The sequence below is a fragment of the Gottfriedia acidiceleris genome (genome assembly GCF_036421055.1).
Taxonomy (GTDB): Bacteria; Bacillota; Bacilli; order Bacillales; family Bacillaceae_G; genus Gottfriedia; species Gottfriedia acidiceleris_C.
Genome location: NZ_JAZGQS010000005.1, coordinates 197,350 through 214,663, shown reverse-complemented (window position 1 = coordinate 214,663; position 17,314 = coordinate 197,350). Strand labels below are relative to the sequence as shown.

Below are 17,314 nucleotides of genomic sequence, written 5' to 3'. Positions count from 1 at the left end.
CATCAGTTAATTTTCTACCTCTTTTATTTTAGAACAAAGTATTAAAAATACATTTCGAAACATAATTTTTGTTCCTTCACAAAATAACAACTAATTTATATATTCCCCAATCATAAGAAAAAATCAACTTATAAAATTTATGGTTTTTACTAAAACGTTTTGAAATTTCCTAAAATTAACCAGTAATTCCCTTTAAAATTTGTTTAAATGACAATATTTTTAAGTGAAATACCCATTTTTAGGTTCTTTCAATCAGGAGCTCGTATTAATTAATGCATTGCAGCTGTTTTGGCAAGTGCAACACAGAAACTATAAGGGTAAGTCCTGAATAGTTTATGTCAATTCAACATTCTATATTAAGTTTAGCGGTAAATCGAAAGTAATTTTTGTGGGGTTAAATGCTTATTTATACCTCAGTTTTTTATTTAAAAAATGATGGCAAAAATATTAAATAAGGAAGATTTTACTATTTATCTTAAAATTTGATTAACTATATATTAATTTTGTTATAAATACCTTACAATTAATAAGAGTTTGTTACAATTACATCTCTTATTCTGTTGAAAGTGAGTAAATAAGCTAGTTTCGATCTTTAGGCACGTAGGGAAATAGACCTTGAAAAATAGCGAGAATTTAAATTATCAAATACAAAAGTTCTATTTTTGAGCAATCTAAAAGGTATTATTGAGTGTTAACTAGAAAATAATTCCAAGAGAAAGGAGGGGTTCGACAGTTTTGATATGGAACTGATGTAACTACATATAAAGTTTAATCCATTTGTTTTCATTCAAAATCATTTAAATGAATGAATTAATGTTTAGTAGTTACATACTTTGTTTAGTTAATGATCTATGAATCTATTAAAAAGGGGCTCCAACAATGAAGAAAAAAAATTATTTAGCTTTACCTGTATCAACAATCCTGTTATTTTCAAGTATTTATTCTGGAACAGTACAAGCTGCTTCGGTAACAGGATCTAATAGTACAGTATCTAATCAGGCAAACTCTGGTAAAAACCTTAGAAAAAGCCAAATGAAGGAAGTACCAAAAGCAAGTGGCAAAGTACTCCCTAAAAAGGCAGAATCTAAAATTGAAACAAAATTAAGAGATAAATTAGAAAATAAGCGAGCAGTTACGAAACATAATGAACAAACAGGTGAATTAATCGTTAAATATAAAAAGAAAGTGACTACAGGTCAAATCACTACACTTCAGAAAAAGTTTTCTTTAAAGCCCTCAAAGAAATTAAAGAGTTTAAACGCTGAATTAGTAAAAATTCCAACAGGTGAAAGCACAACGGAATACATAACGAAATTAAAAAAAGATCCAAACGTTGAATCTGTACAACCGAACTACAAATATTATGCTTCTGACTTCAATAATGCTAATGACTATTATGATCAATTATGGGGACTTAATAATATCGGACAAAACATCAATGACAGCGTAGGAAAAGAGAATATTGATGTAGACGCACCTGAAAGCTGGACTAATTTTAGTTCAAAGTTAGCAAAACCTGAAGCACAAGTCGTAGTTGGTGTGATCGATACGGGTGTAGATATTAACCATCCTGATTTAAAAGGCAAAATTTGGACAAATACAAAGGAAATTCCTGGTAATGGTATTGATGATGACCATAACGGTTATGTTGATGATGTAAATGGCTGGGATTTTTATAACGATGATAATACTGTTTACGATGCACTAGATGGAGATGAGCATGGTACTCATGTTTCCGGAACAATTGCTGCAGCTTTAGAAGGACCAAGCTTAAAAGATAATAAAGGTGTAGTTGGCGTTGCTCCTAACGTAAAAATTTTACCGTTAAAGTTCCTCGGTCCTCAGGGAGGAACCACTGCAGATGCGATTGAAGCAATCGAATACGCTAAAAGTATGGGCGTTAAAATTACAAATAACAGCTGGGGTGGAGGAGAATACGATCCATTACTTGAAGAAGCAATTGCAAATTCTAATAGCTTATTTGTAGCTGCTGCGGGTAATGAAGGAATGAATAATGATGAAGAAGGGTCATATCCTAGTAGCTATGAAAGTTCTAATATCTTATCCGTTGCGGCTGTTGATAATAAAGGTAACTTAGCTCCTTTCTCGAATTATGGTGCGGAGTCTGTTGATGTTGCTGCTCCTGGGGTTGACATTATGAGTTCAGTCCCTAAATACCCAATCGATGAAATTACAAAATCTTTAAAAATTGATCAAGCTGGGGCATCAGCTCAAATTGCTGGTGACAATTACAAAGCAATCTTTGATGGCATTGGTTATGAAAAGATATCTGAAAAACAAAGACAGGATGCTTTTGATAAAGCATTAAGTTATTTAGATTTAAAAGATACAAATAAAATTTTACTAGTTCAAGATGATGAAAGTGATCTTGCAGATTTGTTAAAAGATTTTATTCCTGAACTTGCTAAAATCTTTAAAAACTATTTACCAACCTATCAAAACTTGTTGTCTAAGTATTCTTCAGTAAATACGGTTACGATCAGTTCTGATTCTGCTTTATCTATGAACAGTACTGATTTATCACAATACGATGCTGTAGTTTGGTTTACAGGAAACGGTATAGGATTAAATTCTGAAGATGGTACTGTGTTAACTAAATCCGATACAGAATTGTTAAAAAATTATCTTTCAGGTGGCGGTAAATTATTATTATCAGGTGTTAACGCTTTAATAGGTGAGGAAAAATCATCATTTGTTAAGGATTCTTTACATTTAAATGTATATTCAGATATGGGTCCAAGTTTAAATGTTGAAGGTTTATCTGGTGGAATCTATGAAAATACTAAATTTGATGTAAACCGATATGATTTACCTTATTACATTGCTGATTATGTCACTTCGAATGATAAAGAGAAAACAATTATTAATTCTAAATATGTTTCTGACTATGCTCAAGCATACGATTATTATAGTGGAACATCTATGGCAACTCCACATACAACGGGTGCTGCTGCTATTTTATTAGGTTTACATCCGAACATGTCACCAGAGATGCTTAAACTATATACAAGTGCAAAAGGAACGAAATTAGATTCACTAAAAGGTCTTGTAGGCACTGGAAATATTGTTAAATCATCAACTCTAGATAACTTTGATGACAATGACACACCAGGTATTCCATTAGATAAAAGTGTATTAAATGGAAGTCTAGATGCTAAAAATGACAAAAACGATGTTTATGCAATTTCCTTAAAAGAAGGCCAAGGTATTACATTCTCATTAAATGGGCAAGCAGGAAGCGATTTTGACCTGTATGTGTATAATGAATCTGCGTCTAGTGTAAATCATAAAAATGGTATGGTTGCCTACTCTGAGAACATCAATTCTTCTAAAGAAAAGATAAACTTTATCGCTCCTAGAACTGGAATCTATTTTGTAAATGTCTACGACTACAATGGTTCAGGAAACTATAAACTTTATTCGGGTAATTTTGGTGGGTCGTATGAAGATGATTCTAACTCAGTGACTTTAGCTGGAGAATGGATGCCAGCATTTAATCCAGAATTCTCTCAAGGAATGGCAGGAGTACTTAATTCTAGAGGGGAAGTTAATTTCTCATTTGTTGGGTCTAGCATTGAATGGCAAGGTTTTAAAGATTCAACACAAGGAATTGCTGATGTCTACATAGACGGGAATAAGATCCCATCTATATCGCTTTATAATAGTACGATGAAAGCAAAGCAAAGTTTATTAAAATACGATTTTACAACTTATGGCAATCACTCTATCAGAATTGTATGGACTGGAAAAAATGATCCAGTAGCAAGAAAGTCTGCTACAGGAATCAATTTGGATAAATTGATTGTAAAAGATAATCCTATTTCATTAAAAACATCATTTGATACTGCTAAGAAATATCCAGTTATTTCATGGACTGCTCCAAAATGGGCAAAATCATATAATATTTATCGAAAAGAGTCTTCACAAACTGATTATGTACAACTAAATAAAACACCTATTACTACAACGACTTTTACAGATACAACTGCAATGTCGGCTGGAAAAACATACAACTATGTTGTGGTAATTAATACACTGGATAAAACTGAGACACCTTATTCTACATCAATTAATTACGTTAACGATGATGATATTAAAGGAAGAGTATATATAACAGGTACTGCAAAAGGCAGTCTAAATAGTGACGGAAATGACTTTAATGATGTTTGGGCTAAAAATTTAGTAGCTGGCAAAACGTATGAAATTTCATTAACTGGCCCTACTAATGCAAACTTTGATCTTTCATTATACAACATTGGTACATCAACTATTTATGGTACGAAAGAATTGAAAAAGTCTGCTAGTTCTACATCTACTGAAAAAATTGTCTTTAAACCAACAAAAACTGGAATGTACTATATCGTTCCTTCTGTTCCTTCTAATGTAAAAGGCTCTGGCCAATATAGTATAAATATTTCAGTTCAAACAACGAAATCAGTAGAGAACAATGATTCCAATGTTAAATACTCTGGTACTTGGAGTAAGTTAAATTATACTAGCGCATCTGGTGGAACGATTAATCAAACAAAAGGATCTACTGGATCACTTCAATACAATTTTAATGGTACGGGTATAACTGTCTATGCTTTAAAAGATAAAAATATGGGAAGAGCAGATGTTTATATTGATGGTAAAAAAATAAAGCAAATTGACCTTTACTCTTCAAGCCGTAAATATAAAGTAAATGTATTCGATATTCAAAATCTAGCAAATAAAGCTCACACTATTAAAATTGTTGCTACTGGTACAAAATCAAGTGCTGCAACAAACAAGTTAATAAATGTTGATTCGTTTAAATTAACTCAGTTTTCTTTAGTTAAATAATAAGCGTAAGCATTTGCAAAACAAAAAATCCTGATTGCTCTTTTGAGTAGATCGGGATTTTTTTTGAATTTTGACTAGTTTAATTACCTTTACGAAAGGAAATGAAAAGGTAACAAATTTTGTGAAATATTTTGAATAATATAGACGTTTTATCTTTCTATTTGGTAAAATTAAGCAAAAATACATGGGTATTTCGTTGGCCAGCCTAATTATTTTGTTATTTTTAGCTAATGAAATGTGGAGGATCTAGGATTTATGGAGAGGAAACCAAGAGTGTTTATCGGTTCATCAGCGGAAGCTATTCATTATGTTGAAGCCGTATTTGAAGGACTAAAAAGGGATACGGAAGTCACGATGTGGATGAATGCTTTTGAATAACTAGAGTACACGATGGATGATTTAGAAAAGCAACTTGATACGAATGACTTTGCAGTGTTCATATTTACTCCAGACGATATAATTGAAATTCGAGATGAGAAATTTTTAGCAACAAGAGATAATACAATGTTTGAAATGGGTCTATTTTGGGGGCGTTTAAGAAGAGGAAGAGTTTTTTACATAATGCCTAATGATACAAAAGGAATCGTACATAAGAACTCGATTGAACCGTTAAACTATCATTTACTTTCGGATTTAACTGGTCTTAATTCTTTAAAATATGATATACGTGATGATAAGGACATCGTTCAAGAAGTGGCTGGAGCTTGTATTAAAATAAAGAGAAAGATTAGAGAAAAAGGCATATTTCCTAATCTTCAAAATAAAATTGATGATTTAATTGTACAAAAAAAAGAAAGTGAAGTTGTTGCTAAATTTAGTACACTACTAACACTAGAACTATTAAAATCAGACCGAAATAAAGTTGCGGTCTTCTTATCAGATAATTTAAAAAGGGCACATAGTGTACCCGAAGGTTATGAAATTGTTGATGTAGGTGTATGGAAAGTAGAAGGGTCTGACGGTTTAAAACATGTTGCCGGTAAAAAATCTAGAATCGATTTTTATCATTTTGGAGTAAATGAAGGTATTGTTGATGAGCCAATCTTTGTGATCGATAGTTATCTAAATAGCGAAATTATTTTCATTAAAAAAAGTGAATTTTACAATACATACTTAATATGCTATCCTATTGAAAATAGTATGGTACTAACTGTCACTTTTTCAAGTGAAGAGTATGAAGCAAGCGATCTAACTGAAGATGAAAAAGACTTCCTTTTAGGAAGAAATAAAAGATTAATGAAAACAATAAATGAACTTTTTGGAGGTGTTTCTGTATGACTAGGTATATCAACTTAAATGATGCTAAAAAGGAATTCAAAAAAGATTTTTATCCAAAAGTTGAAAAAGGTATTGGCCAAAAGGGACTTGCTGATTTTAATGGTAAAACTGAAAGAGGAATTGTTGTTCTTCGTCGCAAAGCAGAATACGGAACTCCAGATCAAATGAAAGCATATTAAAGCAAAAGGGTGACTAAATTAGTTACCCTTTTTTTGTTATTTCATTACTACAATTATGTTTAAAAACTTTAGCTTTTTTAGATAAAACAAAAAGGATTGTCCCCGTTTAATACAGAGTTAAATCCTCTTTATCTACTTATGAGATTCAGCCTATAAAAAATGTAAAGGTGAATTGAGAAATTTAATGGTTTATAATTACTCTATCTAAGTGATCTCTTAATTCTTTTAGATATTTATCAATATCAGGATTACTTACAACATCATACGCCGCAAAACTTTCTAAGTGTGTCATACCTACGAATTGTTGCATTTTATGTAGATGTTCAATAGCCTCATCTAATGGTTTTCCATTAAAGAATTTTTCTTTCTCGTTAAACTCGTTTTCAGGGGCATTCCATGTAGTTGAATACATATATTTTTTACCAGTCATTAAACCGCCCTTACCATATCCTTCAGGAGATCCAATGAAAAAAACACCATATGAGTACACTTCATCAATATATTTCTTAAACAATCCTGGTAAAGAAAACCAATAGATTGGTGTTTGAAAAATAATGATATCAGCCCACTTATATTTTTCTTGTTCCTCTTCTATGGAATATCCATCTTGAATCGTTGTGGTCTTAATTTCAAAATCGTTTGATAAGACTTTTTTAATTTCTTCAAAAAGTGTTTTATTTAATTGCCCTTTCGCGAAATCATAATATTCATGCCCATTAATGATTAAAATGTTCTTCATAATAGATCTCTCCTTAAATATATAAAACAAGATTCATACCTAATTAGCCTATAAAATATAATACTTTTATTGCGCTAATAGAAAAAAGAGCGCAACGATCAAAAAACGATTAAGATAAATGAGTTGAAACTAAATATTAAGTACAATGATATAATTTCTAAAATTTAAATGCATTATTCGTATTGACAACTTCACTAATTCATAATATTATTATCTCGAGTTCAAGATAATTCAATCCAAAATAATGGAGGTGGAAATAATGGGAAATGAATGTCAAAACTGTTTTTATCTTTTAAATTACTAATAAAAAGAAGTTTATAATGAATAAACGTACTAAAATAGCTTTTGAAATAATGTATAAAAATAATTCAATTAAAATTTTTTTATGATATTATCTCGAATTAGAGATAAAAAATAATTAGGAGGATTTAAAAATGTTAAATATTGGTTTATTAATAATTCGTTTAGTAATCGGTTTACTATTTGTAGGTCATGGAGCTCAAAAATTATTCGGCTGGTTCGGTGGTCATGGATTGAAAGGAACAGGTGGATGGTTTGAATCAATTGGCATGAAACCAGGTGTAACTGTTGCACTTTTCGCAGGATTAGCAGAACTGATCGGTGGAATTTTATTTACACTAGGTCTATTAACACCACTTGCAGGAATTATGATTGCTGTAACAATGGTGATGGCAATTATTAAAGTTCATGGACCAAATGGATTATGGGCAACAGCAAATGGATATGAATACAATTTAACATTGCTTGCAGTTGCTATTGGTATAGCTTTAATTGGACCTGGTAAATATGCGATAGATGCATTTTTATTCTAAAAATTACTTTAGAAATTGATTTTAATTATGCACTTAAATAATGAATCTGTTCATAAAAATAAGAAATAATAGATAATGTAAGTCAAATAAAAGTAAGCTAATCGAATCTTGTTCGATTAGCTTACTTTTATTTTAAATTGATGACATTGTACAAAAAAATAGAATCGGGCGACTATTATAGAAAAGATTTTTTGCAAAATTCCAATGATATATAAACAACGTAACTTTACTGATTCTAATGTCAAAATGAATACTTTGATTCCATTTATTTACATAGGATTTAATAATGAAAATCTAGGAGGCAAAAAATTGGATTATCGAATTGAAAAAGATTCAATTGGTGAGATAAAAGTACCAGTAAATAAACTTTGGGGAGCTCAAACGCAGCGAAGTTTTGAGAACTTTAAAATCGGTACTGAAAAAATGCCTATTCAATTAATTTATGCATTGGCATTAATTAAAAAGAGTGCAGCAATTACAAATAAAAAACTAGGAAAATTGGATAGTGAAAAAGCAGATGCAATCATTGATGCTGCAGATGAAATAATAGAAGGTAAGCTTGACAATCATTTTCCACTTGTTGTTTGGCAAACAGGAAGTGGTACACAAACAAATATGAATGTTAACGAAGTAATCGCTCACCGTGGGAATGAGTTCTTAGCAGAAAAAGGAAACAATAAAAGAATCCATCCAAATGATGATGTCAATATGTCTCAAAGTTCGAATGATACATTTCCAACAGCAATGCATATTTCAAGTGCTCTTGCAGTAAATGAACAATTGCTTCCTGCGTTAAAAAATTTAAAAATGACATTAAACGAAAAGATGGATCAATTTAAACAAATTATAAAAATTGGACGAACACATTTGCAAGATGCAACACCAATTACACTAGGTCAAGAAATAAGTGGTTGGCATCGTATGCTTGAAAAAAATGAAGAAATGATAGTAGATAGTATGAAGTTTATAGCTGAATTAGCTATTGGTGGGACAGCTGTTGGTACAGGAATCAATGCGCATCCTAGTTTTGGAACGATGATGGCTGAAGAAATTAGTTCGTTAACTGGACTACATTTTATTTCTGCAGAAAATAAATTCCAAGCTTTAACTAGTCATGATGAAATCGTCTATACTCATGGTGCTTTAAAAGCATTGGCAGCAGATTTAATGAAAATAGCGAATGATGTCCGTTGGATGGCAAGTGGCCCTAGAAGTGGTATAGGTGAAATAACCATTCCATCAAACGAACCAGGAAGTTCAATTATGCCAGGGAAAGTAAACCCAACCCAATCTGAAGCGCTAACAATGGTTGTCACTCAAATTATGGGAAATGATATGACAATAAGCTTTGCTGCTAGTCAAGGGAACTTTGAATTGAATGTGTTCAAACCAGTCATTATTTATAATTTTCTTCAGTCAGTTAGATTACTTTCAGACGCAATGAGGTCATTTGATGATCACTGTGCCAAAGGCATTGAAGCAAATATAGAAGTGATTGAACAAAATCTAAATCGTTCACTCATGCTCGTTACTGCATTAAATCCTCATATTGGTTATGAAAAAGCAGCAACAATTGCGAAGTTAGCATTTAAAGAAAATTTGACACTTAAAGAAGCTGCTTTAAAAACGGGTTATTTAACGGAAGAAAAATTCGATCAAATGATCAGACCAGAAAATATGATTTAGTTAGATTATGAATAGATATCGAATCAAAAAAAATCCTGATGGCTACCACTATAGAGCTATCAGGATTTTTTTATCAATATCAATTAAATTTCTATCAATTTTTCAATATTTGTTCACCGATTTTAGAAAAAAGCGGATTAAGTCAATTTAAAGTTCGATTTTAGTAGATCTATGTTAAAAAAGTTATCATAAATTCACATTAAGTTCACATCAATAGATTATAATCACTTTATCCTTAAATATTCTATCAATAGAAAGAAGGCGGATTATTTGAAGCCCATTAAAACAATTTCACCAGATGAAATGCAAAAATTTGAAGATAAACTAAAAAAACACAATTGGATTCTAATGTTAATAACAGTAATCATAATACCATTTATCGTAAGTAACTTGTAAAAAAAGAAAAGTACTAAATCATACTGTTTTCTTTTTTACATATGCCCCCAAAAAAGAATAGATCTAAAAAATGCCGAGAATTTTTTTCTTGGCGTTTTTTATTCTTGATCAGTTGGAGAAGTAATCTGATCTTTATAAGTATCGATATAAATATTTCCATTTGCTGCCAACACAGCATACACAACTTCTTTCGTTTGAAGATTACGTTTTTTTAGTTCTTCCTGTAATCTTACTTCTGACAGATTATTTTCTTTTAAATTTTTTGAGATAATTTCCCCATCCATTATCAACTCAATCGGTAAATTACTTTCCTTTTTTGTCGGTATATTTAAATCTTGTTTTGTTACGTTTCGGTATTGTGGTTTTTGTAAAAAAGACACTTTACCATTTGTTTCGACTACGACATAAAGAACTTCATCTATGTTAAAAATTCCTTTTTCTCTTAATTGTTGGTTCAAATAGTCTAGAGAATAGCGCATTTTTCTCATATTAGCCTCTAAAATTTTTCCATCTTCTATTATGACAGTTGGATTCCCTGCAAGTAAATTTCTACCGATTCTGCTTTTTAAGGAAATAAAACTAACGAGTAAAATGACTAAAACCAAAATTAAAAAAGCTAAAACTGCATGGTGGATTTTTATATTTAAATTAAAAGCTAAATTTGCAATAATGCTACCAACTGAAATAGCTGCAATAAAATCAAAGGTATTCATCTCAGCAATAATTTGTTTTCCTAATAGTTTAGCACCGATGAACAATATTAAAAATGCTAACATTGTTCTTGTAATAATTTCAAAGTGTTCAGGCATGGTCAACTACTCCTTTTACCAGTAACCTCAATTTATTTTTAATTATTATTCTCATTAAAGTATTTATATAATCTCCCTATAAAAGAGGTTTAAATTGAGAAACAAATTAAAATATGTAGAAAATAGTTTGTGCAACTTAGAAGTACTTGTATCTCTATTTCTGCATTTTAATGAAAAAAGTACAAAATTTTAATTAAGTTTTCACTTTTATGGTGTAATTTTTAATAGATACAGATTTTAAATGGGTACCTATTTTTAGTAAACAAGAAAAGTAATAAATTTATCTTAAAATGTAAATTTAGCATCTTAAATAAAGCCATCTGAAAAAAGTTTTCATAAAAATTTAAGATTTATTTTGTTTAGCAATTTAAAGGAATTTTAAGATTTACTCATTATAATACAAGATGATCATCGAAACTGGAGGTAAGCAAATGGGCAAAATGAGTAAAAAATGGGTCACTATCTGTTCAACTGCAATTGGAGCAATTTATGCTACTGGCTATTTTACAACGGATATTCAAGATTCAAATGTAGCATCGCCAAAAACTGAACAGGTCAATGTTCCGTTAAATAAAAATAATATTGCAAAAAAAAGTTTATATAAAAATGGAACTTTTTATGGGGTGGGTTCTAATCGTCGCGGATCGATTCAAATCGCCTTAAAGATAAAAGAAGATAAAATTATAGATGTAGAGATAAGTAATTATGGTATGCATTATTCTGAGAATGACATAGTAAATTTACCAAATGAAGTAGTAAATGTTCAAAGTTCACAAGTTCGTAATGTGTCAGGAGCGACATTTAGTACACAGGCCTTCAAGGATGCTATTCAAGATGCTCTACTAAAGGCAAGGAACATATAATGAAGAAAATGATAAGAAAAACGAAATTATTTATGGATACAGTTGTTGATATTAAAGTAGTCACATCAAAATCGTTCGAGGAAACGGAAGCTTCAATTAATCGTGCCTTTGATTTATTTCGAGAAGTTGAAAAAACATGTAGTCGATTTAGTATGGAAAGCGAAATAATGAAGTTGTGTAAACAAATTAATAAACCAGTATCTGTTAGTCCATTATTATTTGAACCAATAAAATTCGCATTAGAGGTAGCTAAATGGACAAATGGATTATTTGATCCATCGGTTGGTCAAATCTTGGAAAATGTTGGTTTCAATCAACATTATTTAACAGAAGAGTTCATACAAAATAATACATCTGAAACAGTTAATTACGCTGATATCTCCATAAATGAAAAAGATAAAACAGTCCAATTAAAAAAGCCTTTAGTAATTGATTTAGGTGCTGTTGCCAAAGGTTTTGCCATTGATCTTGCAGTTAATGAATTGAGACAATTTGATGGATTTGTTATTAATGCTGGTGGGGATCTTTATGCAGGAGGATTAGATGAATTAGGGGATAAATGGAAAATAGGAATTCAGCACCCAAAAAATAAGGGGAAAATCATTCATACGATAGAAATTTCTAACATGGCGGTTTGTACTTCTGGAAATTATGAACGTAAAAGTGGTTTAAACCCGGGAATTCATCATATTATTAATCCTAAAAATAAAAAGTCACCAACTGAGTTGATTAGTTGTAGTATCATCGCACCTTATGCAATGATGGCTGACGTATTTTCAACTACATGTTATTTAATGGGAAGAAAAAAGGGACTAGCTCTATTAGAAGAAGTTGAATTAGAGGGCATTTTAATTTCATCCAACTTACAAATTTATCATAAAGGAGTGGATAAGATTGACTATTAAACAATGGATGAAGTCACCAAAAGGATATGTGATGCTGTCCTTAATGATTTTACTCTTAATTGCTTCAATTGATTATCAAACTAGTAGAGGGGCAATTAACTGTATGATTGCCGTTTTTGTGGCATCAATCACAGATATATTATGTATGGTCATTTTAAAAAGGAAAAATATTAAGCCATTCGGAGCAGTTATTACTGGAATGATTGTGGCGATGATTTTAAGTACAACCACGGCATGGTATGTGATTGTTTTCACTACTATCATTTCTATTTTATCAAAATATTTAATTGTTTTTAAAAGGAAACAATTAGTTAATCCTGCAGTTTTTGGTTTATTAATGTCTATCATCCTTTTTCACACTGAACAAAGTTGGTGGGGAGCATTTGGAGATCTTCAAGGTTGGTCAAATATATTTTTAATAATCGTTGGGTATATCGTTGTAAGTCGTGTAAATAAGTTTCCTATGGTATTTTCATTTTTAGGAACTTATTTTATTCTCTTAATATTGACTAATCTTTTTCATATTGGAGATGCATCGGATTCTTTTCGAAGTCCATTTATAAATGCTTCGCTTTTCTTTGCATTTTTTATGCTAACTGACCCACCTACATCGCCCGCCAAAGACAAACAACAAGTTTTTTTCGGTTTTATATGTGCATTAGTAGGAGTATCTATTTATACTTTATTTGGAGGATTAACCTATTTATTTACAGGCTTGATGGTAGGGAATATATTTCATTTATTAAAAACAAAACCATCAATTCAAAAAGGTAAACAAAGAAATCAATCCTTTCATAATGTATGATTTAGAATACTATTTAGGGGATATATATTGAATCGTTTTTTCTAAGATCGATAGTTTTTAAAACAGTTCCATCCTTTAATTGTTAAAATTCTAACTCAAAGCAAAAAAAGCTCAGATTTTTTCAGAGCTTTTTTTTGTTGAATGATTTAGGATTTACCACAATTCATTGAAACTGTTTGAAAAGAAGATTAAATCGCAAATGTTTCTTTTGATTTAAGGAGGTAACGTTCTATAAATTCAGCTAATCCATCATTTTCATGATGGCCAGTTACAAAGTCAGATGCTGCTTTGACTTCCTCGCAAGCGTTCCCCATTGCTACACCTGTGCCAACATGACGAAGCATTTCAATATCATTTGGTCCGTCTCCTATAGCTACTACTTCATTTGGATTAATTCGATATGCACGAATTATGTTTTTAATTGCAGACCATTTTGAGACATTGGGCGCAACCATTTCAAAACCGTCATTCCAATTTATGACCTCAGCTTCCTTTTTAAACAAAGCAGATAATCCAATATTTTGTTCATTTGTTCGTATACTATATTTAAGAACATCATTATAATTTGCTAGTCTTAAGTCACCAATGTATCGTGGTGGAATTTGCCCAACCTTTGTCCAATCATCAATTTCTTCATTTGTTTCTTTACAGTAAAGTCCATTAGCTGTATGGATAATAACATTACAAGGGGTTTCTGCAGTCAGATGATGGAGTAATTCTTCGTTCACTTTGACTGTCTCCATTTGAATCATTCTTCCTGTCTCACCATTATGAATGGCGGCACCGTTCAAACAAATCATCGGAGTTTGTAATCCAATTTTTTTATGGTAGGGAGCGGTCACTTCAAAGTGTCGACCAGTTGCTAGAAAAACCATGACATCTTGATCAATGAGCTTATTAATCGCTTCTATATTTCGGCGAGAAATGTCGTTTGAGACCGTTAAGAGTGTACCATCCATATCGATAAATAATGCACGTATATTCATTTATACTGCCCCCTCATTTGAAGTTAAACCCATCATATCATCTGAATATTAAAACCTAGTAAACTCAGTGTATAGATTTATTGAAGATTAATGAGTAGCAGGGAACAAAATAGAGTAGCCGCAAAAAGTGATAACAGTTAAATCACTAAATTAAATTTATTCAATGAAAAACTATTCTTTGAAATTCAACCTGATTTAGAAGCAATGGATAGGTGTATAAGAGAATGAATTTAGAAATTGAATACTTTTATTGTATATATATTGGAAAGAACGAAAAAATAAAAAATGATAACTAGATGGATGTTCTAGTAAGTTTATATTTTATTCTTAAAAATAATTAGTAATCAAACTCGATTGGGTGGTCTAAATGCGTTTAAAATCAATTGATCAAATTTTAAATGGTCAAAAGTCCGAGAAAGAAGAAAAGACAATAACGTCCATATTTCAACAGGCTTCTAAATCGAGCGATTTCTACAAATTTTCATTATCTGAAGAACAGGATCTAACCATTAGTTACTTTAAAAGTATGGTAGATACCGATAAAATAAATAACCTTTTACTTCCATCATTACAAGAGCATATTAAGAACATTAGTACCATTAATGATGTGAAGAAGTCGATTCCTTTTGAGGATGTCCAAATTACAAATGACCCACTAGATATCGAAAAAAGATTAATAAAAGGATATGTTATTGTTGAATTCAAATATTTCAAGCGCTTTTTGACAATAAGCGTAGAAAATTCAAATCTTGGTTATCGCGAGAATAATGATACAGAAAATGAATTTAGTGTGATTGGTCCAAAGGTTGGATTTGTTGAAAACCTAAGTACTAATCTACATCTACTTCGAAAACATTTAGCTGTACCCGAGTTGATTTTTGAGGAAATCAAAATAGGTTCAATGTCTAAAACAGAAGTTGTTATTGCTTATTTGGATGGTATTACGAATCCAGAATATGTTCAAACTGTTCGTCAACGTTTGAACAACATCGACTTCGACGTTGTTTTTGATAATTCTCTAATCGATCAAATTATTTCAGATAACTCAAATTCGCCTTTTCCTATTTTTTTATCTACTGAACGGACTGATCGGGTTGTCTATGCAATGATTAATGGGCAAGTAGCGATTCTATCGAATGGATCGCCTTATATTATTACAGGACCAACTACTATACTGGATTTTTTCATTTCTCCTGAAGATTATTATCTAAATTGGGTACTAGGATCGTTTTTTCGAATCATTCGTATAATGAGTGTTATTTTCTCATTGTTTGCTACACCAATATATGTAGCAATATTAACCTTTCATTATGAGGTTTTACCTGATGATTTATTGCAGCCCTTAATAAGTTCAAGGGCTCATGTTCCTTTTCCCCCGATATGGGAAGCTATTTTCTTGGAAATTACAATTGAATTATTAAGAGAAGCAGGTGCTCGATTACCGACAAAAATTGGCCAAACACTAGGTATTGTAGGTGGTATAGTAATCGGCCAAGCATCTGTCCAAGCAGCACTAACAAGCAATATATTACTAATCATTGTCTCACTGTCTGCACTTGCTTCTTTCACAACACCGATATTTAAAATGTCAAATGCAATTCGACTTTTGCGGTTTCCACTTATTTTACTTTCAGCATTTATGGGCGGTTTTGGAATAATAATAGGATTTGTTCTTCTGTTAGGACATTTATTAAAGCTTAAATCTTTGGGAAATCCATATATGGTTCCAATGTATCCATTTAGAATAAAAAGCTTTAGCGATAGTTTTATACGGTCATCCTATCAATTTACATCGACTCGAAGTAGATTTTTAAGACCTCTTTCGTTAAAAAGATACAATCCTAATAAAGTTAAGGATGATCGTAATAATGAAAATGAATAGTATAAATAGAAAAAAAATATGCTTAATTTGTGCTTTTTTTCTACATTCCTTTTTACTATCAGGCTGCTCTTTTCCACGGCAAAAAATTATAGATGAAGTACAAATTCTATCTGTATATGGTTTAGATAGGGTTGATGATCATTTTGTTGGAACGGCACTTTATTCTGATTATACCGAAGTAGGAAATAAAGGGAGCTCTATTCTACAGGGAAGTGGTAAGAAATCCCTTTTAATTAAACAGGCTTTAAATGAACAATCACCAAAACCAATAGAAATTGGAAAGTTGAACCTTCTTATCTTTGGAAAGGATCTTGCTGAAAATGGAGTGTCGTATTTTGTTAAGGCGGTTTGTAGAGACCCATTGATTGGAAGCAATGCCCTATTGGCTGTTTCTGAAGAACCTGCAGGGGAATTATTAAAGAAAAACAAAGGGAAAGACAGCAATTATATCTTTAAAATGATTGAACAAAATTTTAAGAACCAATTTGTACCGCTTCCAACTTTTCATAGTTTTTTATTTGATTACTATGGAGAAGGGAGAGATGCTTCAATTCCATATATTAAGATAAATCAAAACGAGAATATTGAAGTAAATGGTCTAGCAGTATTCAAAAAGGACAAACTAGCTCTTATCTTAAATCCTAAAGAAAGCTTACTGTATAAAATATTAAGAGGAAGAGTCATTAGAGGACAAACAGAATTAAATATTCAGAAAGGGAAGAAAATTGATACTGCAATATTAACGATATTAAAAGGGAACGAAAAAAAATTAATTAAAACCAATAAGGAAAAAACAAAAGTGAAATTTGATATTACTCTAAATGGGATGGTAAAAGACTATCCAGATTGGCTAGATTTAATGAAAAGAAAAAATAATCTATTTTTAAACAATCAATTGGAAAAACAGATGAAAGTAGATTTTGAAAATCTATTATTAACCTTTCAAAAACATCATGTCGATCCTTTAGGTATTGGTGATTTAGCAAGAGCACATTCGAAAAGATGGAACGAAAAGGAGTTTTATGAAAAAGTGTATCCAGCTATTGAATATGATGTGAATGTAAAAGTAGTATTAGTTCAATCTGGGATTGGCGAGTAAGAAGTGGAG

14 protein-coding genes are annotated in these 17,314 nt (G+C 31.1%); 11 read left to right on the top strand and 3 right to left on the bottom strand.

What is annotated here, in order from left to right:
- Positions 1-879: 879 nt before the first annotated feature.
- From RAH41_RS10000 to RAH41_RS09985, 4 genes are all read left to right on the top strand, one after another.
- Positions 880-4,845 carry a S8 family serine peptidase gene (locus RAH41_RS10000; protein WP_331222237.1) on the top strand — a complete coding sequence of 1,322 codons (3,966 nt, stop codon included), beginning with the start codon at positions 880-882 and terminating at the stop codon, positions 4,843-4,845.
- A gap of 255 nt (positions 4,846-5,100) precedes the next feature.
- Positions 5,101-5,223 carry a hypothetical protein gene (locus RAH41_RS09995; RefSeq protein WP_331222236.1) on the top strand — a complete coding sequence of 41 codons (123 nt, stop codon included), beginning with the start codon at positions 5,101-5,103 and terminating at the stop codon, positions 5,221-5,223.
- A gap of 12 nt (positions 5,224-5,235) precedes the next feature.
- A complete protein-coding gene (locus RAH41_RS09990; RefSeq protein ID WP_331222234.1) occupies positions 5,236-6,123 on the top strand; it encodes a TIR domain-containing protein in 888 nt (295 codons plus the stop codon).
- Entirely contained in the window at positions 6,120-6,302 is a 183-nt protein-coding gene (locus tag RAH41_RS09985) for a hypothetical protein (RefSeq protein WP_098427971.1), read from the top strand. Before RAH41_RS09990 ends, RAH41_RS09985 begins: the two co-directional genes overlap by 4 nt.
- A 181-nt stretch (positions 6,303-6,483) precedes the next feature.
- On the opposite strand, the gene RAH41_RS09980 is transcribed toward RAH41_RS09985, so the two are convergent.
- A complete protein-coding gene (locus RAH41_RS09980) occupies positions 6,484-7,041 on the bottom strand; it encodes an NAD(P)H-dependent oxidoreductase (RefSeq protein ID WP_331222232.1) in 558 nt (185 codons plus the stop codon).
- 434 nt (positions 7,042-7,475) lie between these two features.
- On the opposite strand from RAH41_RS09980, the gene RAH41_RS09975 reads away from it, so the two are divergent.
- Both RAH41_RS09975 and fumC read left to right on the top strand, forming a co-directional pair.
- A complete protein-coding gene (locus RAH41_RS09975) occupies positions 7,476-7,874 on the top strand; it encodes a DoxX family protein (RefSeq protein WP_331222231.1) in 399 nt (132 codons plus the stop codon).
- Between the two features lie 309 nt (positions 7,875-8,183).
- Positions 8,184-9,560, top strand: coding sequence for a class II fumarate hydratase (gene fumC, locus RAH41_RS09970; protein ID WP_331222230.1), 1,377 nt, complete (start codon positions 8,184-8,186; stop codon positions 9,558-9,560).
- 494 nt (positions 9,561-10,054) lie between these two features.
- Here fumC and RAH41_RS09965 read toward each other — a convergent pair whose 3' ends face one another.
- Entirely contained in the window at positions 10,055-10,765 is a 711-nt protein-coding gene (locus RAH41_RS09965; protein ID WP_331222228.1) for a DUF421 domain-containing protein, read from the bottom strand.
- A 431-nt stretch (positions 10,766-11,196) separates the two neighbouring features.
- Here RAH41_RS09965 and RAH41_RS09960 point away from each other — a divergent pair, with 431 nt between their 5' ends.
- From RAH41_RS09960 to RAH41_RS09950, 3 genes are read left to right on the top strand one after another with little or no spacing between them, the layout of a single operon-like run.
- Complete coding sequence (locus RAH41_RS09960; RefSeq protein WP_331222227.1) at positions 11,197-11,628, top strand: FMN-binding protein; 432 nt, start codon at positions 11,197-11,199, stop codon at positions 11,626-11,628.
- Complete coding sequence (locus RAH41_RS09955) at positions 11,628-12,533, top strand: FAD:protein FMN transferase (RefSeq protein ID WP_331222226.1); 906 nt, start codon at positions 11,628-11,630, stop codon at positions 12,531-12,533. Before RAH41_RS09960 ends, RAH41_RS09955 begins: the two co-directional genes overlap by 1 nt.
- A complete protein-coding gene (locus tag RAH41_RS09950; RefSeq protein WP_331222224.1) occupies positions 12,523-13,338 on the top strand; it encodes an RnfABCDGE type electron transport complex subunit D in 816 nt (271 codons plus the stop codon). Before RAH41_RS09955 ends, RAH41_RS09950 begins: the two co-directional genes overlap by 11 nt.
- A gap of 188 nt (positions 13,339-13,526) precedes the next feature.
- On the opposite strand, the gene RAH41_RS09945 is transcribed toward RAH41_RS09950, so the two are convergent.
- Positions 13,527-14,324, bottom strand: coding sequence for an HAD family hydrolase (locus RAH41_RS09945; RefSeq protein ID WP_331222223.1), 798 nt, complete (start codon positions 14,322-14,324; stop codon positions 13,527-13,529).
- A gap of 367 nt (positions 14,325-14,691) precedes the next feature.
- Here RAH41_RS09945 and RAH41_RS09940 point away from each other — a divergent pair, with 367 nt between their 5' ends.
- The gene (locus tag RAH41_RS09940) at positions 14,692-16,206 is read left to right on the top strand and encodes a spore germination protein (RefSeq protein ID WP_331222222.1); all 1,515 of its coding nucleotides are present in this window, start codon (positions 14,692-14,694) and stop codon (positions 16,204-16,206) included.
- Positions 16,193-17,305 carry a Ger(x)C family spore germination protein gene (locus RAH41_RS09935; protein ID WP_331222221.1) on the top strand — a complete coding sequence of 371 codons (1,113 nt, stop codon included), beginning with the start codon at positions 16,193-16,195 and terminating at the stop codon, positions 17,303-17,305. Before RAH41_RS09940 ends, RAH41_RS09935 begins: the two co-directional genes overlap by 14 nt.
- Positions 17,306-17,314: the final 9 nt, after the last annotated feature.